The organism is Sphingopyxis sp. DBS4 (assembly GCF_024628865.1).
Taxonomy (GTDB): domain Bacteria; phylum Pseudomonadota; class Alphaproteobacteria; order Sphingomonadales; family Sphingomonadaceae; genus Sphingopyxis.
Window position 1 is genome coordinate 1599898 of record NZ_CP102384.1, and the last position, 26708, is coordinate 1626605.

General features: G+C 65.3%; 24 protein-coding genes. 10 read left to right on the forward strand and 14 right to left on the reverse strand.

Annotated features, from left to right (window positions below):
- Window positions 1-42 precede the first annotated feature (42 nt).
- The 4 genes from NP825_RS07440 (at window position 43) to NP825_RS07455 (ending at window position 4938) form a co-directional block, all read left to right on the forward strand.
- Window positions 43-474: a MerR family DNA-binding transcriptional regulator gene (locus tag NP825_RS07440; protein WP_257549977.1), complete on the forward strand. Its 432-nt coding sequence runs from the start codon at window positions 43-45 to the stop codon at window positions 472-474.
- Window positions 475-538: 64 nt separating this feature from the next.
- The gene (locus tag NP825_RS07445) at window positions 539-2341 is read left to right on the forward strand and encodes an acyl-CoA dehydrogenase C-terminal domain-containing protein (protein WP_257549979.1); all 1803 of its coding nucleotides are present in this window, start codon (window positions 539-541) and stop codon (window positions 2339-2341) included.
- Window positions 2342-2387: 46 nt separating this feature from the next.
- Window positions 2388-3872: a phospholipase D-like domain-containing protein gene (locus NP825_RS07450; protein ID WP_257549981.1), complete on the forward strand. Its 1485-nt coding sequence runs from the start codon at window positions 2388-2390 to the stop codon at window positions 3870-3872.
- Between the two features lie 58 nt (window positions 3873-3930).
- Window positions 3931-4938: a TIR domain-containing protein gene (locus tag NP825_RS07455; protein ID WP_257549983.1), complete on the forward strand. Its 1008-nt coding sequence runs from the start codon at window positions 3931-3933 to the stop codon at window positions 4936-4938.
- On the opposite strand, the gene NP825_RS07460 is transcribed toward NP825_RS07455, so the two are convergent.
- From NP825_RS07460 to NP825_RS07485, 6 genes are all read right to left on the reverse strand, one after another.
- Window positions 4939-5790 (reverse strand): CoA ester lyase, encoded by an 852-nt coding sequence (locus NP825_RS07460; protein ID WP_257549986.1) that lies wholly within the window; start codon window positions 5788-5790, stop codon window positions 4939-4941. It lies immediately after the preceding gene.
- On the reverse strand, window positions 5790-6242 hold the full coding sequence (locus NP825_RS07465; protein WP_257549988.1) for a MaoC family dehydratase: 453 nt from the start codon (window positions 6240-6242) through the stop codon (window positions 5790-5792). The genes NP825_RS07460 and NP825_RS07465 overlap by 1 nt, the downstream gene beginning before the upstream one ends.
- A gap of 2 nt (window positions 6243-6244) precedes the next feature.
- Window positions 6245-6703, reverse strand: a complete 459-nt coding sequence (locus tag NP825_RS07470) for a GNAT family N-acetyltransferase (RefSeq protein WP_257549991.1) — start codon at window positions 6701-6703, stop codon at window positions 6245-6247.
- Window positions 6700-8538, reverse strand: coding sequence for an acetyl/propionyl/methylcrotonyl-CoA carboxylase subunit alpha (locus tag NP825_RS07475; protein WP_257549993.1), 1839 nt, complete (start codon window positions 8536-8538; stop codon window positions 6700-6702). The genes NP825_RS07470 and NP825_RS07475 overlap by 4 nt, the downstream gene beginning before the upstream one ends.
- Window positions 8535-8981 (reverse strand): endonuclease domain-containing protein, encoded by a 447-nt coding sequence (locus NP825_RS07480; protein ID WP_257549995.1) that lies wholly within the window; start codon window positions 8979-8981, stop codon window positions 8535-8537. Before NP825_RS07480 ends, NP825_RS07475 begins: the two co-directional genes overlap by 4 nt.
- 79 nt (window positions 8982-9060) lie before the next feature.
- Complete coding sequence (locus tag NP825_RS07485) at window positions 9061-10659, reverse strand: carboxyl transferase domain-containing protein (protein WP_257549997.1); 1599 nt, start codon at window positions 10657-10659, stop codon at window positions 9061-9063.
- A gap of 146 nt (window positions 10660-10805) precedes the next feature.
- On the opposite strand from NP825_RS07485, the gene NP825_RS07490 reads away from it, so the two are divergent.
- Entirely contained in the window at window positions 10806-12893 is a 2088-nt protein-coding gene (locus tag NP825_RS07490) for a M13 family metallopeptidase (protein ID WP_257549999.1), read from the forward strand.
- A gap of 20 nt (window positions 12894-12913) precedes the next feature.
- Here the strand turns inward: NP825_RS07490 and NP825_RS07495 are convergent, their stop codons facing one another.
- From NP825_RS07495 to NP825_RS07505, 3 genes are read right to left on the reverse strand one after another with little or no spacing between them, the layout of a single operon-like run.
- Window positions 12914-13192, reverse strand: a complete 279-nt coding sequence (locus tag NP825_RS07495; protein ID WP_257550002.1) for a hypothetical protein — start codon at window positions 13190-13192, stop codon at window positions 12914-12916.
- On the reverse strand, window positions 13189-13539 hold the full coding sequence (locus NP825_RS07500; protein WP_257550004.1) for a hypothetical protein: 351 nt from the start codon (window positions 13537-13539) through the stop codon (window positions 13189-13191). Before NP825_RS07500 ends, NP825_RS07495 begins: the two co-directional genes overlap by 4 nt.
- Window positions 13536-14705 carry an isovaleryl-CoA dehydrogenase gene (locus NP825_RS07505; RefSeq protein ID WP_257550006.1) on the reverse strand — a complete coding sequence of 390 codons (1170 nt, stop codon included), beginning with the start codon at window positions 14703-14705 and terminating at the stop codon, window positions 13536-13538. The genes NP825_RS07500 and NP825_RS07505 overlap by 4 nt, the downstream gene beginning before the upstream one ends.
- 100 nt (window positions 14706-14805) lie before the next feature.
- On the opposite strand from NP825_RS07505, the gene NP825_RS07510 reads away from it, so the two are divergent.
- The 5 genes from NP825_RS07510 (at window position 14806) to NP825_RS07530 (ending at window position 20803) form a co-directional block, all read left to right on the forward strand.
- Window positions 14806-15708 (forward strand): LysR family transcriptional regulator, encoded by a 903-nt coding sequence (locus NP825_RS07510; protein WP_257550008.1) that lies wholly within the window; start codon window positions 14806-14808, stop codon window positions 15706-15708.
- A gap of 177 nt (window positions 15709-15885) precedes the next feature.
- Window positions 15886-16800, forward strand: coding sequence for a sulfate adenylyltransferase subunit CysD (gene cysD / locus NP825_RS07515; protein ID WP_257551325.1), 915 nt, complete (start codon window positions 15886-15888; stop codon window positions 16798-16800).
- Window positions 16801-16942: 142 nt separating this feature from the next.
- The gene (cysN, locus tag NP825_RS07520) at window positions 16943-18844 is read left to right on the forward strand and encodes a sulfate adenylyltransferase subunit CysN (RefSeq protein ID WP_257550010.1); all 1902 of its coding nucleotides are present in this window, start codon (window positions 16943-16945) and stop codon (window positions 18842-18844) included.
- 2 nt (window positions 18845-18846) lie between these two features.
- Complete coding sequence (locus tag NP825_RS07525; RefSeq protein WP_257550012.1) at window positions 18847-19590, forward strand: 3'(2'),5'-bisphosphate nucleotidase CysQ; 744 nt, start codon at window positions 18847-18849, stop codon at window positions 19588-19590.
- 76 nt (window positions 19591-19666) lie between these two features.
- Window positions 19667-20803 carry a zinc-binding dehydrogenase gene (locus NP825_RS07530; RefSeq protein WP_257550014.1) on the forward strand — a complete coding sequence of 379 codons (1137 nt, stop codon included), beginning with the start codon at window positions 19667-19669 and terminating at the stop codon, window positions 20801-20803.
- 216 nt (window positions 20804-21019) lie between these two features.
- Here NP825_RS07530 and NP825_RS07535 read toward each other — a convergent pair whose 3' ends face one another.
- From NP825_RS07535 to NP825_RS07555, 5 genes are all read right to left on the reverse strand, one after another.
- Entirely contained in the window at window positions 21020-22246 is a 1227-nt protein-coding gene (locus NP825_RS07535; protein ID WP_257550016.1) for a hypothetical protein, read from the reverse strand.
- 145 nt (window positions 22247-22391) lie between these two features.
- Complete coding sequence (locus tag NP825_RS07540) at window positions 22392-23573, reverse strand: cell wall hydrolase (protein WP_257550018.1); 1182 nt, start codon at window positions 23571-23573, stop codon at window positions 22392-22394.
- 8 nt (window positions 23574-23581) lie between these two features.
- Window positions 23582-24502: a cysteine synthase A gene (cysK, locus tag NP825_RS07545; protein WP_257550020.1), complete on the reverse strand. Its 921-nt coding sequence runs from the start codon at window positions 24500-24502 to the stop codon at window positions 23582-23584.
- Window positions 24499-25167 carry an alpha/beta hydrolase gene (locus tag NP825_RS07550; RefSeq protein ID WP_257550022.1) on the reverse strand — a complete coding sequence of 223 codons (669 nt, stop codon included), beginning with the start codon at window positions 25165-25167 and terminating at the stop codon, window positions 24499-24501. The genes cysK and NP825_RS07550 overlap by 4 nt, the downstream gene beginning before the upstream one ends.
- Before the next feature lie 151 nt (window positions 25168-25318).
- Complete coding sequence (locus NP825_RS07555) at window positions 25319-26629, reverse strand: MFS transporter (RefSeq protein WP_257550024.1); 1311 nt, start codon at window positions 26627-26629, stop codon at window positions 25319-25321.
- Window positions 26630-26708: the final 79 nt, after the last annotated feature.

Consider the following 26708-nt stretch of genomic DNA (forward strand, 5'->3'; position numbering starts at 1 on the left):
GCCAGCCTTGACGTTCACGTCAACGGAAACTATCCTCACCGCATGACCGAAGAATACGGCCACGCCCATATCGATACGCCCGATCACCTCGGTCGCGACCAGTTCAGCATCACCGATCTGTCGACCGAATTCGGTGTCACCGCGCGCGCGCTGCGCTTTTACGAGGACGAAGGGCTGATCAGCCCGTCGCGCCGCGGTTTGTCGCGCATCTATTCGAAGCGCGACCGCGCGCGGCTCGCCTGGATATTGCGCGCGAAGCGCACCGGTTTCAGCCTGGCCGACATTCGCGAGATGATCGACCTCTACGACGTCGGCGACGGGCGCAAGACCCAGCGCCAGGTGACGATCGAAAAGTGCGAGCAGCGGATTGCGCTGTTGCAGCGCCAGCGCGACGACATTGATAGTGCCGTCGACGAACTGACACGGTTCATCGATACGGTCAAAAAGGTCGAGGCAGGCCGAAAAGTGCGCTGAGCTTCGGCTCCTGGCCTCCCCGGGCGAGATATTTGCTAACCCGTGATTTTCAGAAAGACGAGTCATGCCCGTTTACCGCGCCCCCGTTCAAGATACGCTGTTCCTGCTCAACGATGTGCTCGGCATCGATCGCTATGCGGCCCTGCCGGGCTTCGCCAACGCGTCGCCCGACATGGTCGAGGCGGTGCTGACCGAAGCGGCCAAATTCTGCGAGGAAGTGCTGTTCCCGATCAACTATTCGGGCGACCAGCAGGGCTGCACCCGCCACGACGACGGATCGGTGACGACGCCCGACGGGTTCAAAGAGGCGTATAAGGCCTATTGCGAGGCCGGCTGGACGCTGCTGACCCAGCCCGAGGAATTCGGCGGGCAGGGCTTGCCGCACGTCGTCGGCTTTCCGGTCGAGGAATATCGCATGGCCGCGAACCAGGCCTTCGCCATGTATCCGGGGCTGACGCAGGCCGCGGTCGCCGCGATCCTCGTCAAGGGGTCGGATGAGCAGAAGGCGACCTATGCGCCGCGGATGATCTCGGGCGAATGGGGCGGGACGATGAACCTGACCGAGCCGCACTGTGGCACCGATCTCGGCCTGATCCGCACCCGCGCGGTGCCGAACGGCGACGGCAGCCACGCGATCACCGGCACCAAGATCTTCATCTCGTCGGGCGAGCACGACCTGACCGACAACATCATCCACCTCGTCCTCGCGAAGACCCCCGACGCGCCCGACAGCGTCAAGGGCATCTCGCTGTTCATCGTGCCAAAGTTCCTCGTGAACGAAGACGGGTCGCTCGGCGAGCGCAACTCGCTGTCGTGCGGCTCGATCGAGCACAAGATGGGCATCCACGCCAACGCGACCTGCGTGATGAATTACGACGGCGCGAAAGGCTGGATGGTCGGCGAGGAGAATAAGGGCCTCGCCGCGATGTTCGTGATGATGAACGCCGCGCGCCTCGGCGTCGGCATCCAGGGGCTGGGACAAGCCGACATCGCCTTCCAGAACGCGGTGCAATATGCGCAGGACCGCCGTCAGGGCCGCGCGCTCACCGGCCCCGCCGACCCGCAGGAAAAGGCCGACCCGCTGTTCGTCCATCCCGACGTGCGCCGGATGCTGATGGACGGCAAGGCGGTGGTCGAGGGGCTGCGCGCGCTCTGCCTGTGGGGCGCGCTGCAGGTCGATCTCGCCCATGCCGCCGAAAGCGAGGAGGAGCGCCAGCAGGCCGACGACCTCGTCAGCCTGCTCACCCCCGTCATCAAGGGCTATGGCACCGACAAGGGGTTCGAGGTCGCGGTGAACGCGCAGCAGGTGTTCGGCGGTCACGGCTACATCGAGGAACAGGGCATGAGCCAATATGTCCGCGATGCCCGTATCACCATGATCTACGAAGGCGCGAACGGGGTGCAGGCGATGGACCTCGTCGGGCGCAAGCTGGCGCAGAACGGCGGCCGCGCGATCCAGGCTCTCTTCGCGATCGTCGACGCCGAATGCGCCGCCGCGAAGGACAAGCCCGCTTTCGCCGATTTCGCGGGACGCCTCGAAAAGGCGAACGGCGAGCTTAAGGCCGCGACGATGTGGTTCATGGCGAACGGCATGGCCAACCCGAACAATGTCGGCGCGGGCGCGCATCATTATATGCACATCACCGGCATCGTCGCGCTCGGCCTGATGTGGCTCCGCATGGCGGAAGCCGCGCAGAAGGCGCTCGACGAAGGGCGCGGTAACAAGGATTTCCTCGCGGCGAAGATCGTCACCGCGCGCCACTTCGGCGAACGCTTCATCCCCGATGCCGGCGCGCTGCGCCGCAAGATCGAGGCGGGCAGCGAGGCGATGATGGCGCTGACCCCGGAGCAATTCTTCGCCGCCTGACGAAAAGCGCTTGCAACCATCGCCGCCATGATGCGTGCTGGCGGCGATGGGGAATGATCTCGCACCGATCGTCGTCGAGGGCCGCAACTGCTGGCGGATCGAGCGCGCCGACAAGGTGCGGATGATCGTCGATGCCGCCGATTATTATGCGCTACTCGAACGGCTGATGGCCGATGCCAGGGAACGTATTCTGCTCATCGGCTGGGATTTCGATCCGCGCATCGCGCTGAAGCCCGACAGCCAAGGGAAGGGCGAACCGCTCGGCGTCTATCTGCTCCGCCTCGCGAAGATTTGCCCCGATCGCGACATCGACATCCTGCGCTGGAATTTCGGCGGGCTCAAACAGTTCGCGATGCCGCGCATCGTCTCGATGGTGCTGCGCTGGAAGCTGACGCGCTCGATCAGTTTTCGCCTCGACAGCGCGCACCCGGTCGGGTGCAGTCACCATCAGAAGGTCGCGGTGTTCGACGATCATCTGGCGGTCTGCGGCGGCATCGACGTCGGCGCGCGCCGCTGGGACACGCGCGAGCACGAGGACGGCGACCCGCATCGCACCGCGCCCGACGGCAAGCCCTATATGCCATGGCACGACAGCACGATGGTCCTTGCGGGGCCGGTCGGCAACGCGCTCGCCGACCTCGGCAACGAACGCTGGCAGCGCGCGACGAAAAAGCCGCTGCGTGAATTGAACGGCAAGGGCGAGAATTGGCCGGACGATCTCGATCCGGACTTCGAGGACGTCGACGTCGCCATTTCGCGCACCCGCGCCGAATATGACGGCCATCCCGAAATCCGCGAGATCGAGCGCCTCTATCTCGACATGATCGCCGCCGCGAAGCGCTTCGTCTATTTCGAGAATCAATATTTCACCTGCGGCAAGATCGCCGCCGCCATTGCTGAACGGCTGGACGAGGATGATCCGCCCGAATTCGTGATGGTGATGCCCAAGACCGCCGACGGCTGGCTCGAACAGATGGCGATGGACGCGGCGCGCGTGCAGCTCGTCCGCGCGGTCGCGAAGGCGAAGCATGGCGACCGGCTGAAAGTCTATTATCCGCGCACGCAGGACGGCGAGCCCATCTATGTCCACGCCAAGACCGCGATCGTCGACGACCGGATGCTGCGCGTCGGGTCGGCGAACATGAACAACCGCTCGATGGGGCTCGACAGCGAGTGCGACGTGACGATCGACACCGCGCTGCCCGCGAATCACGGCGTCGAGCCCGTCATCCGGCGCCTGCGCGAATCCTTGATTGCCGAGCATCTGGACGTCGACCCCGAAGAGGTCGCGCGCCGTTTCGACGCCACGGGATCGCTGATCGAAACGATCGAGGCGCTGCGCGGCGACGGCCGCTCGCTCGAAATGCTCGACCTCGTCCCGCCGGGGCCGCTCGACGAATTCATCGCCGATAACGAACTGCTTGACCCCACGAGCCCCGATGCGATGTTCGAAGGCATCGCCGAGCGTGGGCTGAAGAAGAGCTGGCACCGCGGCCGCGACTGGATGCGACGGAGACTGCGTCGGTCGTGATTTAGGCTGTGCGCATAATCACTTGCGGGCGCTGCATTCGCTCATATGATGTTCTGCGATGCCGGAGGCCGCTGCCATGCCTGTCGATCCGAAGCGGCCTTCCGCCTTCATCAGCCATCACAGTTCGCAGGTCGCCATCGCGCGGCGTCTCAAGACGCTGTTGGCGGCGCGCGGGATCGACGGCTGGCTCGCGCCCGACGATATTGCAGCGGGCACTGCTTTCGATCAGGCGATCCTGGATCAGATCGCGCGGTCCGATGCGATCGTCCTGCTCTTTTGCGCCCAGTCCGACCAGTCGCGCCATGTGAAGCGCGAATTGATGCTGGGTGAAGACGGCAACAAGACGATTCTTCCGGTGCGGCTGGAGGATGTCCCGGCGCAGGGGCTCGCCTATTGGCTCAAGGATTATCAGTGGATCGACTGGTTCGCGGGTGAGGAGCAGGCGGTCGACCGTATCGTCGCAGCAATATCGGGTAAGCCGACGCCAAGCGCGTTCGCGCCCACCGCAGCGACTCACTCTACCGCACCGCGCCGCCGGACCTTGTGGCTGGGGCTTGCGGGGGCGGTGCTCGTCGCGGCGCTGGCGGGGGGCTTATGGTGGCATTCTCGCGGATTGGATGCCGTGCCGGCGGGCGAGGTCGCCGCCAATCCGATCGAGCCGGGCATCTGGACCGGCAAGCGCGAGATGGTGCAGATATTGTTCCCCGAGCTTCCGCCCGAATATCAGAAACAGATCAAGGACATGGTTGAAACCGACCCCGATCCCGAGGACTGCATAAGCGAGAAAGTCGCTGCAAAGCCCGATGTCGAACTGTTCGACCCCCGACATGAATCGCAATGCACGATCGGGTCGTTCAAGATGAACGGCGGCCGCGTGAGCGGCTATCTCAACTGCAAGATAGCGGGGGATCCGAAGGGCAATCTCCAGATCACGATCCGCGGCACTTATACGCGTACCAGCATGGAGTTCGACAATGTCGTCACCATGCAGACCAGTCAGGGCATGGTGCGCTTTCGCACCCACGAAACGCAGAAATGGCTGCGCGGCCCCGCTTGCAGCGCCTGATCAATCGGCCAGCGACAATATATGCTGCGCCTGCTTGAGGTGCGGCGCATCGACCATCTTGCCGTCGACCTGCAGCACGCCGACCCCCGGATTGGCCGCGAAAGCATCGACGATCGCCTGCGCGCGCGCGACTTCGTCGGCCGAGGGCGTGAAGGCGGCGTTGATCGGCGCAACCTGCGATGGGTGAATCGCCATCATGCCGGTAAAGCCGTCGCGCCGCGCCCGCGCGGCATAGGCAGCGAGTCCCACCTCGTCCTTGATCGCCGGAAAGACGGTATCGATCGCCGCGACTCCCGCGCCATGCGCCGCGAACAGCGTTAGCGCGCGCGCGACCTCATAGGGCGAGGTGTAGCTGCCGTCCTCGTTCCGGCTGGTGGTCGCACCGATCGCCGCGGGCAGGTCCTCGGCACCCCAGGTCAGCCCGACGAGCCGCTCCTTCGCCTCGCGATAGCTGCCGAGCGTGAAGACCGCCGCGGGTGTTTCGGTCGCGATCGGCAGGATCGGCGGCAGCGAGGCATCGCGCGCGGATTCGCTGCGCAGGATCGTGTCGAGCTGCTGGATGCTCGGCGCGCCCTCGGCCTTGGGGAGCATGATCGCGTCGGGCCGCGCGGCGGCGATGGCCGCAACATCGGCCGCGGTCATATGCCCGTCGAGCGGATTGACGCGCACGAGCGTGATCACCTCGCGCTCCCCCGCCAGATAGTCGGCGATCGCCGCGCGCGCGCTTTCCTTGTTCGCGAGCGAAACCGAATCCTCAAGGTCGAGGATGATCGCATCGGCGCCCGACGCGGCCGCCTTGGCGAAGCGTTCGGGGCGGTCGCCGGGGACGAAGAGCAGGGAGCGGAGGCGCATCAGGCGTCCTTCTTCTTGATCAGCGCCGATCGTTCGCACTGGCAGACGACCTCGTCGCGTTGGTTGATGCAGCGGTGCAGGAAGGTGACGATACCCGCATTCGGCCGCGATTTCGATTCCTTGAGGCCGATCACCTCGCTCGTCGCGCGCAGCGTGTCGCCGAGGAACACCGGCTTCGGCATCACGAGCTTGTCGTAGCCGAGGTTGGCGACGAGCGTGCCGAGCGTCGTGTCGCCGACCGACAGCCCGACCATCAGGCTGAAGGTGAAGGTGCCGTTGACGAGAATCTGCCCGAACTCCGACGCCTTCGCCGCCTCGATGTCGAGATGCAGCGGCTGCGGGTTATGCGTCATCGTCGTGAACAGCAGATTGTCGGTCTCGGTCACGGTGCGGCGGATGTCGTGCGTCAACGTGTCGCCGATCCGCCATTCGTCGAAAAACTTGCCAGCCATCCTCAGTCCCTCAAATGCAGTTTCATGCCGACATGGCTCTGTACGAAGCCGAGCCGGGCGTAAAAGCGGTGTGCCGCGGTGCGCGTTGCCGACGATGTAAGCTGGACGAGCTTGCAGGCGCGCGCGCGGCACTGGTCCACCGCCCACAGGATCATCTGCTCGCCCAGCCTCTGTCCGCGGAGGTCGGCGACGATGCGCACCGCCTCGATCAGTCCGCGCCAGCTTCCGATAAAGGAAAGCCCCGGCAAGAAGCTCAGTTGCATCGTCCCGACGATGCGGCCGTCGAGTTCGGCCGCGATCAGCCGCTGGTTCGGGTCGGCGTCGATCGCCTCGAACGCGGCGAGGTAACGCGGGTCCGATGGGTCGGCCTCGCGGCCCGGCGGAATCACATCCTCGGCGAGCATCGCGAGGATCGCGGGAAGGTCGGCCTTCGTCGCGTCGCGGAGGATCAGGCCGCTCATTCGGCCGCCTCGATCTTCGCGAGCAGCGCCTCGACCTGCACCTGCGCGCCCGCGACGGCGTTGAGTTCCGCGACGACGCCATCGAACGGCGCGGTCAGGCTATGTTCCATCTTCATCGCCTCGAGGGTCAGCAGCTTCTGGCCCTTGGTCACCGCGTCGCCCGCGGCGACATCGACGGCGATGATCTTGCCCGGCATCGGCGACAGGATCGCGCCGTCGCCGGCGCTGCCGGTCGCGCCGCCCTGGGCGCGCCATGGCGACAATTGCCAGACCGAGCCCGCTTCGGCGATCAGCATCGATGGCGCGGGCTCGTCGGCGCCGGGGCCGTGGAGCGTCACGTCCACGCGTTTGCCGTCGAGCAGGAAGGGCGCGCTGCGCACATCGGGGGCGTTGAGGCGAAAGCCCGATTGGAGCGAGCGCGGCACCATCGCCATCGCAGCGTTGGTCAGCGCTTGGCTCGATGGCGCCGGCTCGGCGGCCATGCGGTCGCCGTCGCGGCCGATAAGCCCCGTATCGACCGTACCCGCCACGAAATCGGGATGATCGAGCGCGGCAATCAGGAAGGCCGAATTGGTCTTCACCGGCCAGATCGCGCTATCCTCCAGCATCTCCGACAGCATTTCGCGCGCTTCCTCGCGATCCTCGCCATAGGCAATCACCTTGGCGATCATCGGGTCATAGAAAGGCGCAACCTCGGCGCCCTCATAGACGCCGGTGTCGATGCGGCCGAGTTGCTCGGGAAGCTGGAAGAGTTCGAGCGTGCCAATCGACGGCAGGAAACCCTTCGCCGGATCTTCGGCATAGAGGCGCGCCTCCATCGCCCAGCCATTGATCGCGAGTTGATCCTGCGTCAGCGGGATCGGTTCGCCGCTCGCGACGCGAAGCTGCCATTCGACCAGATCGACGCCGGTGATTTCCTCGGTCACCGGATGCTCGACTTGCAATCGCGTGTTCATTTCCATGAACCAGATGCGGTCGGCGCGCAGGCCTTCGCTGGCGTCGGCGATGAACTCGATCGTCCCCGCGCCGACATAGTCGACTGCCTTCGCGGCGCGCACCGCGGCGGCGCAGAGGTCGGCGCGGGTCGCTTCGTCCATGCCGGGGGCAGGGGCTTCCTCGATCACCTTTTGGTGCCGCCGCTGGAGCGAGCAGTCGCGCTCGAACAGGTGAACGACATTGCCGTGCGTGTCGCCGAACACCTGCACCTCGATATGGCGCGGGGTCAGGATATATTTCTCGATCAGCACATGGTCGTTGCCGAAAGACGCCGCCGCTTCGCGCTGGCACGAGGCGAGCGCGTCGGCGAAATCGGCCGCGGCATCGACCTTGCGCATCCCCTTGCCGCCGCCGCCCGCGACCGCCTTGATCAGCACGGGATAGCCGATCTCGGCGGCCTGTTCGGCAAGGAAAGCGGGGTCCTGATTTTCACCCATATAGCCCGGCGTCACCGGCACCCCGGCATCGGCCATCAGCGTCTTGGCCGCGTCCTTGAGCCCCATCGCGGTGATCGACGAAGGCTTCGGACCGACCCACACGAGCCCGGCATCGGTCACGGCCTGCGCGAACCCGGCATTTTCGGAGAGGAAGCCATAACCCGGATGGATCGCTTCGGCCCCGGTCGCCTTCGCGGCGGCGATGATCTTCTCGCCCACCAGATAGGATTCGCGCGCCGGCGACGGCCCGATATGCACAGCCTCGTCGGCCTCGCGCACTTGCAGCGCCTTCGCGTCGGCGTCCGAATAGACCGCGACGGTCCTGATGCCCATTTCGCGCGCGGTGCGGATGATGCGACATGCGATCTCGCCGCGATTGGCGATGAGAAGCGAGGCGATCACAGTCGATCCTCCCCGGCACGGGGAGGGGGACCATCTGCAGGATGGTGGAGGGGCACAGGCGGTTTGCCTTGCCGTTCGCTGATCTTCATCGCCCGTTCCTTGCACACGTCCGTTATCCGCACCATCGCGGCCTCCAAATTGGTCATGATCGCCGTCGCCGGCACACGCAGCGTTGCGACATGCTGCGATTTCAGGAAATTCGATCGGACCGCATCCTGTCGCGCGGCGCGCTCACCGTCATGCGTTCGCCCATCGACCTCGATCGCCAGCCGCACCGCCGGACAATAGAAATCCAGAATATAGATACCTGCCGGGTGTTGACGCCGAAACTTGAAGCCATCCGGCCGCTCCCGCAATACCCGCCAGAGCATCCGTTCGGGCAGGCTCATTTCGCTCCGCAATTTGCGGGCGCGTTTCAGCGTGTCGCGGGGGCCGGTGATCATCGAGGGTGCCCCTCCACCATCCTGCGGATGGTCCCCCTCCCCGTGCCGGGGAGGATCGCTAGACTGCCACCGCGCATCATCACATCCTGAACACGCCGAACCCGCGGTCCTCGACCGGAGCGTTCAGCGTTGCCGCAAAGGCCAGCCCCAGCACGTCGCGCGTCTGCGCGGGGTCGATGATGCCATCGTCCCATAGCCGCGCGGTGGCGTGATAGGGATTGCCTTCGTCTTCATATTTCTGGCGGATCGGCGCCTTGAAGGCTTCGGCCTCTTCGGGCGTCCATTTGTCGGCGTCGCGGTGGACGGTTGCTAGCACCGATGCCGCCTGCTCGCCGCCCATCACGCTGATCCGCGCATTGGGCCAGGTGAAGAGGAAACGCGGCGAATAGGCCCGCCCGCACATGCCGTAGTTGCCCGCGCCGAAGCTGCCGCCGATCAGTACGGTGATCTTCGGCACCGTCGCGGTCGCGACTGCGGTGACCAGCTTCGCGCCATGCTTGGCGATGCCCTCGGCCTCATATTTGCCGCCGACCATGAAGCCGCTGATATTCTGGAGGAAGAGCAGAGGAATGCGCCGCTGCTGCGCCAGTTCGATGAAATGTGCGCCCTTGACCGCGCTCTCGCTGAACAGGACGCCATTGTTTGCGAGGATCGCGACCGGAATGCCCCAGATATGCGCGAAGCCGCAGACGAGCGTGCTGCCGTAGTTCGCCTTGAACTCGTGGAACTCGCTGCCGTCGACGATGCGCGCGATGACTTCATGGACATCGTAAGGCGCACGCACGTCCTGCGGGATGATGCCGTAGAGCTCCTCGGCGGCATATTTGGGCGGGCGCGGGTCTTTCATCGCCACCTCGAAGCCTTGCTCGGCCCCGAAGGTCGAGACGATATCGCGCACGATCGTTAGCGCATGTTCGTCATTCTCGGCGAGGTGATCGACGACGCCCGATTTCTTCGCATGGAGATCGCCGCCGCCCAGATCCTCGGCGCTGATCTCCTCGCCCGTCGCGGCTTTCACCAGCGGCGGGCCGGCGAGGAAGATCGTGCCCTGATTGCGCACGATCACCGTCTCGTCGCTCATCGCGGGCACATAAGCCCCGCCCGCGGTGCAGCTTCCCATCACGCAGGCGATCTGCGGGATGCGCTTCGCCGACATATTCGCCTGGTTGAAGAAGATGCGCCCGAAATGGTCGCGGTCGGGAAAGACCTGATCCTGATGCGGCAGATTGGCGCCGCCGCTGTCGACGAGATAGAGGCAGGGCAAGCGGTTCGCCTCGGCGATCTCCTGTGCGCGAAGATGCTTCTTCACCGTCATCGGATAATAGGTGCCGCCCTTCACCGTCGCGTCGTTGCAGACGATCATCGCCTGCCGCCCCGACACGCGGCCGATGCCGGCGATCATCCCGGCGCCCGGCACCTCGCCTTCATACATATCGCCCGCTGCGAGCTGCCCGATCTCGAGGAAGGGCGAGCCCGGATCGAGCAACCGCTCGACCCGCTCGCGCGGCAGCAGCTTGCCGCGGCTCGTGTGCCGCTCGCGCGATTTTTCATTGCCGCCGAGCGCCGCCGCGGCGACCCGCGCATGGAGTTCGTCGCGCAGGCCGCGATTGTGCGCGGCATTGGCGCGATACGCGTCGCTTTCCGCATCGATCATCGTTCCCAAGACAGGCGCGCTCACGTCTTTCACTCTCCCGCTGAAGTCCGGCGGGATACCCCGCCGCTCGTCGACCCACAAGGACCGCAGGCCGAAAATGGTTGGCATTGAAACCGGATCGTCACAGGCCTATGCCCCTTCGCATCCCCCATAAAAGCAAGGCCGACCCCATGAAAAAGACCGTCTTCGCCATCCTTCTGTCCACCGCCGCGATCGTCGCGGGTCCGGTCGCCTGTTCGAAGGGCGGCGACAAGGCCGACGCCAGCTACACCGTCGGCACCGAACTCGGCATCAGCAAGACCGCGATGGACACCAGCGTGAAGCCCGGCGACGACTTTTACGCCTATGCCAACGGCAATTGGCAAAAGACGACCGCGATCCCGGCGGACCGCTCGTCGACTGGCGCCTTCTACATAGCCTTCCTCGAAACCGAAAAGCGCACCCGCGAGCTGGTCGACGCGATCGTCAAGAGCGGCGGCGATCCCAAGACCGACGACGGCCGCATCGCCGCCTTCTACAACGCCTATATGAACACCAAGGCGATCGACGCCGCGGGGATGAAGCCGGTCGAAGCCGATCTCGCGCGCTTCGCGGCGATCACCGACAAGGCCTCGCTGTCGAAGGTGCTGGGCGAGCAGACCCGCGCCGACGTCGATCCGCTGAACGCGACCGATTTCAACACCGAAAATCTGTTCGGCATCTTCGTGACGCAGGGCCTCGCCACGCCCGGCGAGGTGATCCCCTATGTGCTGCAGGGCGGCCTCGGCCTGCCCGAGCGCGAATATTATCTGTCGGCCGATCCCAAGATGGCGACGATCCGCACGCAGTATCAGGCCTATATCGCCAAGCTGCTGACCGCTGCGGGTCAGAGCGATGCCGAGGCGAAGGCGAAGCGCATCTACGACCTCGAGGTCAAGATCGCGAAGGCGCACGCGAACCGCGAGGACAGCGAGGATTTCGCCAAGTCGGCGGGCGTCTGGGCGAAGGGCGATTTCGCGACGAAGGCGCCGGGTATCGACTGGGACGCTTATTTCGCGGCGGCGGGGCTCGACAAGGCGGCGAAGTTCGGTGCCTATCATGCGCGGGCGATCACCGGCCTGTCGGCGCTCGTGGCATCGGAGCCGCTCGATACGTGGAAGGACTGGCTGGCGTTTCACCAGATCAACAGCCACACCGACGTGCTTCCAACCGCGCTCGATAATGCGCACTTCGCTTTTTACGGCACGACGCTTTCGGGCACACCGGAGCAGCGCAGCCGCGACAAGCGCGCACTCGACGCGCTGAACACCGACCTCGGCGACGCGGTCGGCCGCGTCTATGCCGAGAAATATTTCCCGGCATCGGCGAAGGCCGAGGTCGGCGATATGGTGAAGGGCATCAAGGCGGCGTTCGCCACGCGCGTAAACGCGATCGACTGGATGGCCCCCGAAACCAAGAAGGAAGCGATCAAGAAGGTCGAGACGATCGTCGTCGGCGTCGGCTATCCCGAAACCTGGCGCGATTACGGCAGCTACACCGTCAGCACCGACAATGCCTATGCCAACGAAGTCGCGGGCGAGAAGGCCGAATATGCGCATCAGCTCGCCAAGATCGGCAAGCCGATGGACAAGGCCGAATGGTGGATGACGCCGCAGACGGTTAACGCCGTCAACCTGCCGGTGCAGAACGCGCTGAACTTCCCCGCCGCGATCCTGCAACCGCCCTTCTTCAACGCCGCCGCCGACCCCGCCTATAATTATGGCGCGATCGGCGCCGTCATCGGGCATGAGATCAGCCACAGTTTCGACAACAACGGTGCGGCCTTCGATTCCACCGGGGCGCTGCGTAACTGGTGGACGGCGGCCGATCTCAAGAAGTTCGAGGAAGCCGGCGCCGCGCTCGCCGCGCAGTTCGACACCTACAAGCCGTTCCCCGACCTCGCGGTGAACGGCAAGCTGACGCTGGGCGAGAATATCGCCGACGTCGCGGGCTTGCAGGCCGCTTACGACGCCTATCACGCCTCGCTCGGCGGCAAGGCGGCGCCGGTGATCGACGGCTTCACCGGCGACCAGCGCTTCTTCATCGCCTATGCGCAGACCTGGGCGACCAAGATGCGCGACGAGGCGCTGCGCGCGCGCATCGCGACCGACGGCCATGCGCCGGGCATGTACCGCGCGCTCACCGTCCGCAACCTCGATGCCTGGTACAAGGCGTTCGACGTCAAGGAAGGCGACAAGCTCTACCTCGCGCCCGACAAGCGCGTGCGCGTGTGGGGATAACGCCAAGGCAGGGCGGGGCATCAATCGGCCCCGCCTTCCTTCTTTGCGGGCCTCTTGCGGATCAGGTGACTGTAGACGCCGACCAGGTTGATGCAGAGCAACGCGACATTCTGCCAGCCGATGCCTTCGCTGTCGGGTTGCAGGAAGCCCCAGGCGATCAGCGCGAGGCTGCTTGTCACGAAGATCACGAACGCCCAGCCGTTCCACCGCTCGCCGAGGTTGAGCGAGACGAGCAGCGCCGCAAGCGTCGCCGCGGCGGCGCCATAATATTGCAGGGCATCGAGCAGGGTCTGATTCACGAGAAACCGCCGATCAGCGCGAAAAGCCCTGCCGCGCTCAGCACCGGCCAGGCGATGTGACGGCCTTTCGTATAGGCCGCGTTGAACAGTCCCGTCGCGAGCCACGCCGCCCCGATGGCGGTCAGCAGCCCCTTCGGCGTTCCGGGCCAGCTCACCGCCGCCGCCGAAACGAGCATCAGCACCGATGTCGCGTGCCAGGCGAAGCGGACGATGCGGCGGACGAGCGCGTCGGCGAGCGGGCCTTCGCGGCTCCGCAGCAGTGGCGCGATCAGGCGCCGGTAGCCGAGCGCCGAGTGCACCAGCGCTGCCGCCACCATGCAGGCGGACGACAGCCCGGTCCAGATCACGCGCCGGCGCCGATCAGTTCGCGGCCGATCAGCATCCGGCGAATCTCGTTAGTCCCCGCGCCGATGTCGAGCAGCTTGGCGTCGCGCCAGTAACGCTCGACGGGCCAGTCCCTGGTGTAGCCCGCGCCGCCCAGCGCCTGGATCGCCTCGCCCGCGACCTTCACCGCATTTTCGCTTGCGAGCAGAATGCAGCCCGCGGCGTCGAAGCGCGTCGTCTGCCCCGCATCGCACGCCTTGGCGACGTTATAGACATAGGAGCGCGCCGACTGGAGCATCACATACATATCGGCGATCTTCGCCTGCATGAGCTGGAACGACCCGATCGGCTTGCCGAACTGCTTGCGCTCGCGAACATAAGGAATGACGGTGTCGAGGCACGCCTGCATGATGCCGAGCTGGAGCCCCGCGAGCACGACGCGCTCGTAATCGAGCCCCGACATCAGCACGCCGACGCCGCCGTTCTCCGGTCCCATCACCTGGCTCTCGGGCACTTCGCAGTCGGTGAAGACGAGCTCGGCGGTCGGCGAGCCGCGCATCCCGACCTTGTCGATCTTCTGCCCGATGGCGAAGCCCGGCATGTCCTTCTCGATCAGGAAAGCGGTAATCCCGCGCGACCCGGCTTCGGGCGAGGTCTTGGCATAGACGACGAGCGTGTCGGCACAGGTCGCGTTGGTGATCCAGAACTTCGTGCCGTTGAGGATGAAGCGGTCGCCCTTCTTCTCGGCCTTCAGCTTCATCGACACGACGTCGCTGCCCGCCCCGGCTTCGGACATGGCGAGGCTGCCGACATGCTCGCCGCTGATCAGCTTGGGGAGATATTTCGCCTTCTGCTCGTCATTGCCCCAGCGGCGGATCTGGTTGACGCAGAGGTTCGAGTGGGCACCATAGCTGAGGCCGATCGCACCCGAAGCCCGCGACACCTCCTCGACCGCGATGACATGCTCGAGATAGCCAAGCCCAAGCCCGCCCCATTCCTCTTCGACCGTGATGCCATGCAGACCAAGCGCGCCCATCGCGGGCCACAGTTCGGCGCGCGGGAACCAGTCCTCGGCGTCGGCCCTGGCGGCGAGCGGGGCGATCTGATCCTCGGCGAAGCGGGCGGTGGTCTCGCGGATCATGTCGGCGGTTTCGCCGAGCGCGAAGTCGAAATCGGGGGTGGCGCGCATGAGCATCCCTTCGGTCAGGGGCGGAACATCGTCCCTGTCTGCCCGAAAGCGCGTTCATATGAAAATTGAAACTACGCGCGATTCAGCATAAAGAAAATTTATGATAAAGCGATCGCACATCCGGCAGTTCCTCGCGGTCGTCGATGCGGGCAGCTTCACCCGCGCGGCGCAGCAGATCCGCGTGACCCAGCCGGCGCTCTCGACCGGGATCGCCGATCTCGAACGGCTCGTCGGCGCGACGCTCTTCATCCGCAATCGCCGCCAGATCCGCCTGACCGAGGCGGGCGGGCGCTTCCTGCCGATCGCACGCGACCTCGAACGCGGTTTTCGTGCTGCCGACGGCTTCGGCCGCGCCGAAGAGGGCGACAAGCCGCTGCTGCGGCTCGGGACGATCCGGTCGGTTCCCGGCGAAATTCTGCAGAATATCGCGGCCCTGCTTGCACGCGATTTCGGGCTCGAGATCAGCGAGAACAGCGAGTCCGAACTGCGCGCGGCGATCCACGGCAGGCGTCTCCACATGGCGATCGTCCCGCTGCGTCCCGGCGAGCGAGCGCCCGATGTCGTGCCGCTCTATGAAGAGCCTTTCGTGATGTTCGTCGCCGCCGATCATCCGCTCGCGGGGCGGGATGAGGTCGACCCGGAAGAGCTGGCCTCCGAAACGATGATCGCCCGCCGGTCGTGCGAATTGCTCGACGCGACCAGTCGTTTCTTCACCCGCCGCCGCGTCCGCCCGCGCTTCGCGTTGCGCAGCGACAGCGACGAGCGCTGCCTGCGGATGGTTGCCGCGGGAGTCGGGATCACCACCGCGCCCGTATCGCTGGCGATCGGCGGCGTCGTCCCGTTGAAGGTGACGGGCTATGACTTCCGGCGCGAACTGGGACTGGTCCTCGATCCGGCATGGCGAACCTTGCCCGCGGTTGAGCCGCGATTGAGCCGCGTCCTCGAAACGATCGGCTCGATCGGCACCGAATGGCGGCAGGAAAAAGTCGATGCCGCAGGATGAGCCCGCGATCTCACAAGCCAGACTTGCAGCGCCCAAAGGCCATAATGTTTGCCCATGGGCCGGGCGCGGCGTTACGGCGACCGGCATATCCCGTCCATTTGGACGTAGGGCGAAATGAATAATGCGCTAATCCGTTGCCCGGCGGACATATGAGGAGGCTGGTTGGTGTCGTCTGATTTGCGGGCAGGATCGTCTGGGTTGACCCATCTCGATCGGCTGGAGGCCGAGAGCATATATATCATGCGCGAAGTGATGGCCGACGCCGCCAAGCCCGTCATGCTCTATAGCGTCGGCAAGGACAGCGCGGTGATGCTGCACCTGGCGCGCAAGGCCTTCTATCCCTCGCCGCCGCCGTTTCCGTTGCTGCACGTCGACACGACGTGGAAATTCCGGGCCATGTACGAACTGCGCGACCGCATGGCGCGCGAGAGCGGCATGGAGCTCATCGTCTATCAGAACCCCGAGGCGAAGGAGCGCGGGATCAATCCGTTCGATCACGGCCCCTTGCACACCGACATGTGGAAGACCGAAGGGTTGAAGCAGGCGCTCGACCTTTACGGCTTCGACGTCGCTTTCGGCGGCGCGCGGCGCGATGAAGAGAAGAGTCGGGCGAAAGAGCGTATCTTCTCGTTCCGCACCGCAAGCCACGGCTGGGACCCCAAGAAGCAGCGTCCCGAGCTTTGGAACCTCTACAACGCGAAGAAAGCGAAAGGCGAGAGCATCCGCGTCTTCCCGATCTCGAATTGGACCGAGCTCGATATCTGGCAATATATCGCGCGCGAAAATATCCCGATCGTCCCGCTCTATTTCGCCGCGCCGCGCCCGACCGTGGAGCGCGACGGGCTGTTGCTGATGGTCGACGACGACCGCTTCCCGCTGAAGGAGGGCGAGGTGCCGGTGGAACGTTCGGTGCGCTTCCGCACGCTCGGCTGCTACCCGCTCACCGGCGCGGTCGAGAGCGAGGCGGCGACCTTGTCCGAAGTGATCCAGGAAATGCTGCTGACCACGACCAGCGAGCGCCAGGGCCGCATCATCGACAAGGACGGCGGCGATGCGTCGATGGAGAAAAAGAAGCAGGAGGGGTATTTTTGACCCGCCACGTCAATCTTCAGATTGACGAAGGGTCAACCCCCGCGAAGGCGGGGGCCTCTTTCGGAACCAATGGACGAAGCGGGATTGCGCTGCGAGTCACGCGCCTCGCAGCGCCCTTCGCGGGAATGACGAAGTTAAAGATATGACCGACCCTATCTACGTCACCGATGCCCTCATCGCCGAGGACATCGACGCCTACCTCGCCGGCCATGAGAAAAAGTCGCTGCTCCGCTTCATCACCTGCGGTTCGGTCGACGACGGCAAGTCGACGCTGATCGGGCGGCTGCTCTACGACAGCAAGATGATCTTCGAGGACCAGCTCGCCGCGCTCGAAGCCGACAGCAAGCGCGTCGGCACGCAGGGGCAGGAGATCGATTTCGCGCTTCTCGTCGACGGTCTTGCGGCCGAGCGCGAGCAGGGGATCACGATCGACGTCGCCTATCGCTTCTTCACCACCGAAAAGCGCAAGTTCATCGTCGCCGACACGCCGGGACACGAGCAGTACACGCGCAACATGGTCACCGGCGCCTCGACCGCCGACCTTGCGGTGATCCTGATCGACGCACGCAAGGGCGTACTCACGCAGACCCGGCGGCACAGCTTCCTCGCGCATCTGCTCGGCATCCGGCACATCGTGCTCGCGGTGAACAAGATGGACCTTGTCGGCTATGACAAGGCGGTGTTCGACCGTATCACGCTCGCCTACCGCGCCTTTGCGAGCGAGATCGGCATCACGAACTTTACCGCGATCCCGATTTCTGGCTTCAAGGGCGACAATATCACGGGCCTTTCGGTGAATACGCCCTGGTTCAAGGGGCCGGCGCTGATCGAGCATCTGGAGAGTGTCGAGGTCGGCAGCGCCGCCGACGAGGCGAAGTCGTTCCGGATGCCCGTGCAATGGGTCAATCGCCCGAACCTCGATTTCCGTGGTTTTTCGGGCCAGCTTGCCAGCGGCAAGATCAGGCCTGGCGACGCGGTGCGCATCCTGCCGAGCGGCAAGACGACCACCGTTGACCGCATCGTGACGCTCGACGGCGACCAACAGGACGCGGTCGCGGGCCAGTCGGTGACGCTGACGCTTGCCGACGAGGTCGATTGCTCGCGCGGCGATGTCATCGCGGCAGCGGACAACCCGCCCGAGGCGGCCGATCAGTTCGAGGCGACGCTCGTCTGGATGGCCGATGAAGCGATGATCCCGGGGCGCGCCTATTGGCTCAAGCTTGCGACGCAAAGCGTGTCGGCGACGGTGCAGGCGCCGAAATATGAGATCAACGTCAACACGCTCGATCATCTGGCGGCGAAGACGCTCGATCTGAACGGCATTGGTGTCGTCGAACTGTCGACCGACAAACCGATCGTGTTCGAATCCTATGCTGACAATCATGCGCTCGGCGGCTTCATCCTGATCGACAAGCTGACCAACGCGACCGTCGCGGCGGGGATGCTGCATTTCAGCCTGCGCCGCGCGCAGAATGTTCATTGGCAGGCGACCGACATCGACCGCGACATGCGCGCGAACCTCAAGAACCAGCGCCCCGCGCTGCTCTGGTTCACCGGGCTGTCGGGGTCGGGCAAGTCGACGATCGCCAACCTCGTCGAAAAGAAACTGCACCGGATGAACCGGCACAGCTTCCTGCTCGACGGCGATAATGTCCGGCACGGGCTCAACCGCGACCTGGGGTTCACCGAGGCCGACCGGATCGAGAATATCCGCCGCGTCGGCGAGGTTGCGAAGCTGATGACCGATGCCGGGCTGATCGTCATCACGGCGTTCATCTCGCCGTTCCGCGCCGAGCGTGAGATGGTGCGCGCGATGCTGCCCGAAGGCGAGTTTCTCGAAATCTTCATCGACACGCCGCTGGCCGAGGCCGAACGCCGCGACGTCAAGGGCCTCTACAAGAAGGCGCGCGCCGGACAGCTCAAGAATTTCACCGGGATCGACAGCCCCTATGAGGCACCCGCCACGCCCGAGATCCGCATCGACACGACCGCGATGTCGCCCGAGGCAGCGGCCGATCTGATCATCGATCGCTTGTTGGGGTGAGCATGACCGAGAATGACGAGCAACTCGCCGCCCGCCTCGCGACCGCCGCGGGGGCGATCCTGATGACGCTTCGGACGCGAGGCGATCTTGCGGGCAAGGAACTCGGCAAGGCCGGGGACGCCGAGGCCAACGCGCTCCTGTGCCGCGAACTTCGCGCCGCGCGTCCCGACGATGCGCTGTTGTCCGAAGAAGAGAAGGACAATCCGGCGCGTTGCGACCGGAGCCGCGTGTGGATCGTCGATCCGCTCGACGGTACCCGCGAATATGGCGAGGGGCGCGACGATTGGGCGGTGCATGTCGCGCTGGCCATCGACGGCATCGCGACGGTGGGCGCGGTCGCGCTGCCGGGGCTGGGCATCACGCTGACCTCGGGCCACCCGCTGCCGCTTCGCCCCGCAAACGCGCCGTTCAAAATGCTCGTCAGCCGCACGCGGCCTGCCGCCGAGGCCGTCTTCGTCGCGGAGAGACTGGACGCGGAGCTTGTCGCCATGGGTTCGGCAGGCGCAAAGGCGATGGCGGTGGTGCGCGGCGAGGCCGATATCTACCTCCACACCGGCGGCCAATATGAATGGGACAATTGCGCGCCCATTGCGGTGGCGCAGGCCGCCGGACTGCACGTCAGCCGCGCCGACGGGGCACCGCTTCGTTATAACAGGCCGGATCCGTATCTTCCCGATCTGTTGATCTGCCGAAAGGAATTGGCCGCGGACGTCCTCCGGCTCGCCGCGGAATATTCTCACGCCTGACGGCCAAGCCATTGCCAGCAAGGCCGGCGCGCCCTAATTCGGTTGCATCGAAAAACCGAACCACGGGAGACGCGCGATGACCGACCTGCCTGAAACCAACACCGTCATGGTGACGCTCGTGAAGCCCGAGGGGCAGCTCGAGGCCTATTTCGAGCGCCGCGCGATGCCTGAGCCGAAGCCGCACGAGGTGCTGGTCGAGGTGCTGACGACGCCGATCAACCCATCCGACCTTGGCCTGTTGTTCGGCGGCGCCGACATGACGACCGCGCGCGCGGGGACGCGTGACGGTCTGCCGATGATCACCGCGGACGTGCCGCCCGCGGGGATGCGCGCGATGGGCGGACGGATCGGCGATGCGCTGCCGATCGGCAACGAAGGCTGCGGCACTGTCGTCAAGGCCGGGGACTCGCCCGAGGCGCAGGCGCTGCTCGGCAAGACCGTCGCGCTGCTCGGCGGCGAGATGTATGCCGAATATCGCTGCCTGCCCGTACAGATGGTGATGCCGCTGCCCGAGGGCACCGATCCGGTGGACGGTGCTTCCTGCTTCGTCAATCCGCTCACCAGCCTGGCCTTTACCGAAACGATGCGGATGGAAAATCACAGCGCCATCGTCCACACCGCCGCCGCCTCCAACCTCGGCCAGATGCTCGTCAAGATTTGCGCCAAGGACGGCATTCCGCTCGTCAATATCGTACGCAGCGACGCACAGGTCGAAATATTGAAGGGCATCGGCGCGCAGCATATCGTCAACAGCAGCGATGAGGGTTTCCAGGACAAGCTGGTTGCGGCGATCGTCGAAACCGGCGCGACGCTGGGCTTCGACGCGATCGGCGGCGGCAAGCTGGCGGGCCAGATCCTCTCGGCGATGGAAGTGGCGGCGGTGAAGCGCATGACCACTTACAGCCGCTATGGTTCGGACACGTTCAAGCAGGTCTACATCTATGGAGCGCTCGACGTCGGTCCGACGATCCTCAACCGCAGCTTCGGCCTGACCTGGTCGCTGTCGGGCTTTCTGCTTACCCCCTTCATGGCGAAAGCGGGGATGGAGGTCGTCGGCCGTATGCGCCAGCGCGTCGTCGATGAACTGACGACCACTTTCAAGAGCCATTACAGCCACGAAATCTCGCTGACCGAAGCGCTGAACCTCGACACGGCGCACGCCTATAATGCGAAGCGGACCGGCGAGAAATATCTGATCCGACCGCATGGGTGAAGAGTGCGGGGGCGATTAGGATAGAATAGCGAAGGGTTGCCCCTCGATCGCAAAAGCGGCGCTCCTCGTCTCATAGCCTCGTCATTCCCGCTTTCGCGGGAATGACGAAGGTTGGGAAGGGCCGCAATCCACCCCCGTTTTCGGTCATTCACCGTTGATCCATATCCTCGATATCCGATCCACGGACTCCTGTATCCGGACCGGGCAGGGGACGGATCAGGGCGTCGGCAATTCCACAGCTTCAGGCATGGTCTTGTCGACCGGCGCCGGAACAACGTCGGTCACGCCGGGAAAATCCATCCGAGTCATGACCTGTCCGGCACAGCTGTAGGTTGCGCGATTCTCGATTCTGGCTTCCACCATCCGCGCAGCCGCATCGGGCTGGAAAGCCGCCATCGCGGCCCTGGCATCGTCGAAATTCCGCGCATAGCCCATGCCGCTGTACCTGCCGCCCGCGGCAAGCTGCGCATCGAGGAAAGGCGTCGCGTCGGCCAGATAGGTATATTCGCCCGCCTTGACCTCAAAAGCCGGAGCGCCGAAACAATTGGTCGTATTGGGCAGAACCGTGCCCACGGCATCGGTCTGCAATATATACCAGCCCGGGGTCAGTTTCACGACCTGCAATTCATAGGCCGCCTTCTTGTCCCGGCTGACGAATTCGCTGCCGTAAGTGGTGTGATCCCCTTTTTTCTTCCAGTCGCGCGGTTGGTAGAAAAGGTCGCCATTCTCACGGTCGAAACGACGGATCTGAACGCGGCCGGAGCGCCCCGCGCTTCCGGCGTCGTTGCGGCGGAAGGCAAGGACCAGCCCGCCCTCGTTTTCGGCGAGCGCAAGCGGTACCTTGGGATCGACTTTCTTGCCCAGGAACAGCGAGGGCGGACCCGCCAGCGGGCCGCGCATGTTCAGCCTGTCATCGGCGACAGGGGTGAAGCTGGTCATTTCGGTAACCTCGCCTTCGACCGCTTGTGCGCCGACCATGGTTTCGAAATAATTTTGCCGCTCGGCGTCCGACAAGGCGGCTATCTTCGCGCTCTGTGCCGCGGGAAGCTCGACCAGCCGCCATCCCTTGATCAGCAAACAGTTGCGCCGGTTGGCGCGGCGCATCTGGCCTTCGACGATCGCCGCACCGATGGCCGCGCCGATTCCGCCGCCGATTCCCGCCGCAAGCGGCGAGATGGCGGGATTATATAGCGCGGGATTGTATATCGGCACCGACCCGGCCGGCGTCTGCGATCCCCGTGCGATCAAGCGGCAGGTTTGCCAATCGGCATCATATTCCGCCCGGGTGGCGCCGGGCTTGTTGTAAAAGCGGCTGTCCTTGAGATCGCGCGCCGCGTCTTCGGCGATTTCCTCGGGCGTGTCCGCCCCGCTGTTCGCCGCGCGCGCCGCAACCGGCTGCACCATCAGCGCAGCCGCCGTCAAAGACACTATCGCCTTTTTCATATCTGCTCCCCCTTTGACCCCCGAGCCGAAGCCCAAGGCTTCTGTGCTGGTATCGAAGGGCGCCGTCAATCGACTAAATAGAGCGCGTTTCCATGACGGTAGAAGGGCGCGGAGTGGGCATCCCAGCCGCGATTTTCGACGACGCCTAGCGCTTCATGCACTGACGCGTGTCGTCGCGCTTATATTCGCTGCAGTTCCACAGCGCCTTCTCGAACCCCGCCTTGTCGTCGCGGAGATAGGAGAAGGTCATCGCTGCACGCTGCATGTCGCTCATCGTGTCGCTGTCGGGTTTGAGCGTCGGATTGGTCCAGCCCATGAACTTGCAATAGGGCTTGTCGCCGCAGAGGCGGAGCGCGGTCGTGACGAAACTTTCGGGCGCGGCGCGGCGGTCAAGCGCGACATAGATGGTGTCGCGGCCAGCGGCTTCGCCGGCGCCGGCGACGACCTTCGGCGCGCCGACCGCGGCATTGGCGTCGACCCCCGCGAGTTCGATCGGCGGCGCGCCGACTGCAAGCGCGTGGGCAGGGGAGAGCGCCGCCATTTTGGCGACCCCGCCGTCATTCCCCGACACGGTACCGCGAAACGCGCCCGGCGTTCCCCAATAGCCCGGCCAGCGGAAGAAGAGGTGGGTGTCGACGATCGCGATCTTTTCCAGGCTGTCGCTCCAATAGGGGCGCACCCAGTCGGTGTGATAATGGGTCGCGAGCCCGACCCTGGGGTCGGTCGTTCCCGACAACATGCTGTCCGCATTCGCCTGCGCCCGCGTCCAGGCGGCGTCCGAATAGCGGCGGTTCAGCGCGCCGTCGCAGGTGAAGGTGAATTGGCATCCGGTGGTACGCTCGGACCCCTGAAACACGACGCCGCAGATCGACTTGGGAAAGGCGGGATGCCGCGCCCGATTGATCACCACCTGCCCGACCGCAAGCTGCCCCTTCGAATCGTCGCCCGCCTCATAGAGCATTGCCGCGGCAAGGCAGTCGCGCGCGCGGACGCGGGCGTCGCCGCTTCCGGCATAGAGGAAGGGCCGCGCGGCGACGAACCCCCTGGTGACGAGCGGAATCTCCGCGTTCTGCGCGCGGGCGTCGGCTTCGGTGACCGGCGCGAGTTCCATCGGCTGGACGTCGGGAACGACATCGGCGGGCGGCGCGACCGGGTGCGGCCGCGCGCCATGCCGACCCGCGTTCGTCTGTCCGCTGGCATAAAGCACCGCGACGATCGCCGCGGCGGCGATCAGGACGAACAGCCAGCCGGTCCAGTCTAGACGCGGCGTCGCCGCTGGGCAGTCGCGCCGCAGCGACGTCGCCGATGAATCGCCGGTCAGGCGCATTCGAGGGGTCAGATTTCCGGCAGGAAGTCGGGAACCGAAAGATAGCGCTCGCCGGTGTCGTAGTTGAAGCCGAGGATGCGCGTGCCGGGCGGAAGCTCGGCCAGCTTCTGCTCGATCGCCGCCAGCGTCGCGCCCGACGAGATGCCGACGAGCATGCCTTCCTCGGTCGCGGCGCGCAGCGCCCAACGCTTGGCGTCGGCGGCCTCGACCGTGATCACCCCGTCGAGAAGGTCGGTATGGAGATTGCGCGGGATGAACCCGGCGCCGAGGCCCTGGATCGGATGCGGGCCCGGTTGGCCGCCCGAAATGACCGGCGATTGGGTCGGCTCGACCGCGAACACCTTCAGGTTCGGCCAATGCTGCTTGAGGAACTGCGTCACCCCGGTGATATGGCCGCCGGTGCCGACGCCGGTGATCAGCACGTCGATCGGCGTGTCCTTGAAATCGGCGAGGATTTCCGGCCCCGTGGTGCGGAGGTGGACGTCGACATTCGCTTCATTCTCGAACTGCTGGGGCATCCAGGCGCCGGGGGTCGTCTCGACCAGTTCGATCGCCCGCTCGATCGCGCCCTTCATCCCCTTTTCGCGCGGGGTGAGGTCAAAGGTCGCGCCATAGGCGAGCATCAGGCGCCGGCGTTCGAGCGACATGCTTTCGGGCATGACGAGGATCAGCTTGTACCCCTTGACCGCGGCGGCCATCGCCAGGCCGATGCCGGTGTTTCCCGACGTTGGCTCGACGATGGTGCCGCCGGGCTTCAGGCTGCCGTCGCGCTCGGCCGCCTCGATCATCGCCAGGCCGATGCGATCCTTGATCGAACCGCCGGGATTGCTGCGTTCGGACTTGATCCAGACTTCGGCGTCCGGAAACAGCTTTGCCATGCGGATATGCGGCGTGTTCCCGATGGTATCGAGGATCGAATTGGCTTTCATGATCGGTACGCTCTTTCCTTGAATTCAAACCGCGGGTCGCGGCGGACGCGGTTCGGCCAGTCTCCGGCGCGCAGCCACTGGCTTTCGTCCGCCAGCGCAGGCGTCGGCGCGGGTTGTAACGAGGCGAGCAGATACTGTCCATAAGGCCAGTCCCCGATGCCCGAGTCGGCGTTGATGTGCCCGAACGGTCCGGCGTTGACGAAGCGCGCGTCCCACTGGCGCGCGAGGCGCCAGACATAGGCGGTCTTGGCATAGGGATCATCGTCGCTCGCCACGACGATAATTGGCGTCTGCGACGTGAAGCCGGGGGTGTCGGCGAAGCCGGTGATGCGCTTTTCGTGCCGCAGTCGCCCAAGGTCGGGCGGCGCGACGAGCAGCGCCCCCGCGATACGAGCCCGCGTCGGAGTGCTCGCCGCCGCGAACCAGTGCGCGAAAGCGTGGCAGCCGAGGCTGTGCGCGGCGATCAACACCGGCGCGCTTTCGGCCTCGATCGCCTCGGCGATGCGACGAGTCCAGCTATCGCGATCGGGCTCGGCCCAGCGGCCCAGTTCGACTCGCTCGGCGTTCGCGAACTTGCGTTCCCACAGGCTCTGCCAGTGAGTCGGGCCGCTGTTGTGGAGGCCGGGAATGGTCAGGATTTTATGGTGGATTCGGGTGTCTTGCATGGCGGGTTCTCCATCGATGGGAGGAGGGGGAACCGCGGTGACGGGTACGTCCTGGATAACTCAACAAAATAAATTGACAATAGCTTTGTGGCGAAAGGACAGCGGCGTGCGACGAGCTGACTCCGGACCTGCGAAGCGGTGCGGAAATGCGTCAGTCGCCCATGTCGAACCGCGCCTCGAAGGTCCGGGCACGCCGCAGTTCGGGAAAGAGCCACGCCCAGAGCGCGGTAACGCCGATCGCCGCTGCGCCGCCGACGACGACGGCGCTGATCGGTCCCAGCGCCGCAGCCATCGCGCCCGCGCGCATCTCGCCGAGCTCGTTCGATGCCGAAATCGCGAGGCCCGACGCCGCGCTGACCCGCCCGCGCATATGATCGGGGGTGTTGAGCTGGATCAGCGTGCCGCGCACGAAGACCGAGAACATGTCGGCCGCGCCCATCAGGACGAGCAGTGCCAGCGAGAGCAGCAGATTGGTCGACAGGCCGAAAGCCACCGTTCCGGCGCCGAAGACCGCGACCGCCCACAGCATCTTGACCCCGACATTGCGTTCGATCGGGCGGATCGCAAGGCCGAGCGCGACGACCGCGGCCCCGACCGCCGGCGCGGCGCGCAGGAGCCCGAGTCCTTCGGAGCCGACGTGCAAGATGTCGCGGGCATAGACGGGCAGCATCGCGGTCGCGCCCGACAGGATGACCGCGAACAGGTCGAGCGTGATCGTGCCGAGCAGGAAGCGCTCGCTCCAGACGAATTGCAGACCGTCGACCATCTCGCGCAGCGGATGGCGGCGCACCTCGGCGGGCGGCGGCAGCACGGGCCGCACCCGGCTAATCGTCCAGGCCGAGATGACGAGAAGGATCGCGGCGAAGATATAGACCGACGTTGGATGCGCGGCATAGATCAGGCCGCCCGCCGCGGGGCCGATCACCGACGCCGATTGCCAGGCGATGCTGCTCATCGCGATCGCGCGGGGCAGGATCGCGGGCGGGACGATGTTGGGTGCGATCGCGCTCATCGCCGGCCCCGAAAAGACGCGCGCGACGCCATGCATCGCCGCGAGGCCGAACAGCAGGTTCAGCGTCAGCCCGTCGGTCCAGGTGAACCAGCCGAGGACGACCGCGATTCCGAAATCGATGGCGTTGGAAAAGATCGCGACGCTGCGCCGCTCGAACCGGTCGGCGGCCCAGCCCGCGACGGGGGTCAAGAGCGCGATCGGCACGAACTGGACGAGCCCGAGCAGGCCGAGCTGGAACGACGCTTCCTTGATCGTCATGCCGTAATCGGTGCGCGCGGTGTCGTAGAGCTGGTATCCGATCACGACGACCACCGCGATCGTCGCCATCACCGCGGTGAAGCGCGCGATCCAGTAATAGCGATAGTCGGGGATGCTCAGCGGAGAGGGATCGAGGATCGCCGGGCCCGGCATCTCCGGCTCTTCGCCGTCTGGGGGAAATATCGTTGCCATCGGCCTCACGCCCTAGAGGGGAATTCGGCTCTGTCCAGAGCGCATGGCCATGCCGTTCGTCGATTAACGGGTGTCATTC

Coding starts and splice junctions, on each gene's coding strand:
- NP825_RS07440 (WP_257549977.1), top strand. CDS start 43: ATGACCGAAGAATACGGCCACGCCCATATCGATACGCCCGATCACCTC.
- NP825_RS07550 (WP_257550022.1), bottom strand. CDS start 25,167: ATGCAAGACACCCGAATCCACCATAAAATCCTGACCATTCCCGGCCTC.
- NP825_RS07445 (WP_257549979.1), top strand. CDS start 539: ATGCCCGTTTACCGCGCCCCCGTTCAAGATACGCTGTTCCTGCTCAAC.
- cysN (WP_257550010.1), top strand. CDS start 16,943: ATGACCGACCCTATCTACGTCACCGATGCCCTCATCGCCGAGGACATC.
- NP825_RS07465 (WP_257549988.1), bottom strand. CDS start 6,242: ATGGCTGGCAAGTTTTTCGACGAATGGCGGATCGGCGACACGTTGACG.
- cysK (WP_257550020.1), bottom strand. CDS start 24,502: ATGAAAGCCAATTCGATCCTCGATACCATCGGGAACACGCCGCATATC.
- NP825_RS07510 (WP_257550008.1), top strand. CDS start 14,806: ATGATAAAGCGATCGCACATCCGGCAGTTCCTCGCGGTCGTCGATGCG.
- NP825_RS07555 (WP_257550024.1), bottom strand. CDS start 26,629: ATGGCAACGATATTTCCCCCAGACGGCGAAGAGCCGGAGATGCCGGGC.
- NP825_RS07505 (WP_257550006.1), bottom strand. CDS start 14,705: ATGCGCGCCACCCCCGATTTCGACTTCGCGCTCGGCGAAACCGCCGAC.
- NP825_RS07470 (WP_257549991.1), bottom strand. CDS start 6,703: ATGAGCGGCCTGATCCTCCGCGACGCGACGAAGGCCGACCTTCCCGCG.
- NP825_RS07460 (WP_257549986.1), bottom strand. CDS start 5,790: ATGCGCCTCCGCTCCCTGCTCTTCGTCCCCGGCGACCGCCCCGAACGC.
- NP825_RS07455 (WP_257549983.1), top strand. CDS start 3,931: ATGCCGGAGGCCGCTGCCATGCCTGTCGATCCGAAGCGGCCTTCCGCC.
- NP825_RS07530 (WP_257550014.1), top strand. CDS start 19,667: ATGACCGACCTGCCTGAAACCAACACCGTCATGGTGACGCTCGTGAAG.
- NP825_RS07525 (WP_257550012.1), top strand. CDS start 18,847: ATGACCGAGAATGACGAGCAACTCGCCGCCCGCCTCGCGACCGCCGCG.
- NP825_RS07535 (WP_257550016.1), bottom strand. CDS start 22,246: ATGAAAAAGGCGATAGTGTCTTTGACGGCGGCTGCGCTGATGGTGCAG.
- NP825_RS07490 (WP_257549999.1), top strand. CDS start 10,806: ATGAAAAAGACCGTCTTCGCCATCCTTCTGTCCACCGCCGCGATCGTC.
- NP825_RS07540 (WP_257550018.1), bottom strand. CDS start 23,573: ATGCGCCTGACCGGCGATTCATCGGCGACGTCGCTGCGGCGCGACTGC.
- NP825_RS07480 (WP_257549995.1), bottom strand. CDS start 8,981: ATGATCACCGGCCCCCGCGACACGCTGAAACGCGCCCGCAAATTGCGG.
- NP825_RS07450 (WP_257549981.1), top strand. CDS start 2,388: ATGGGGAATGATCTCGCACCGATCGTCGTCGAGGGCCGCAACTGCTGG.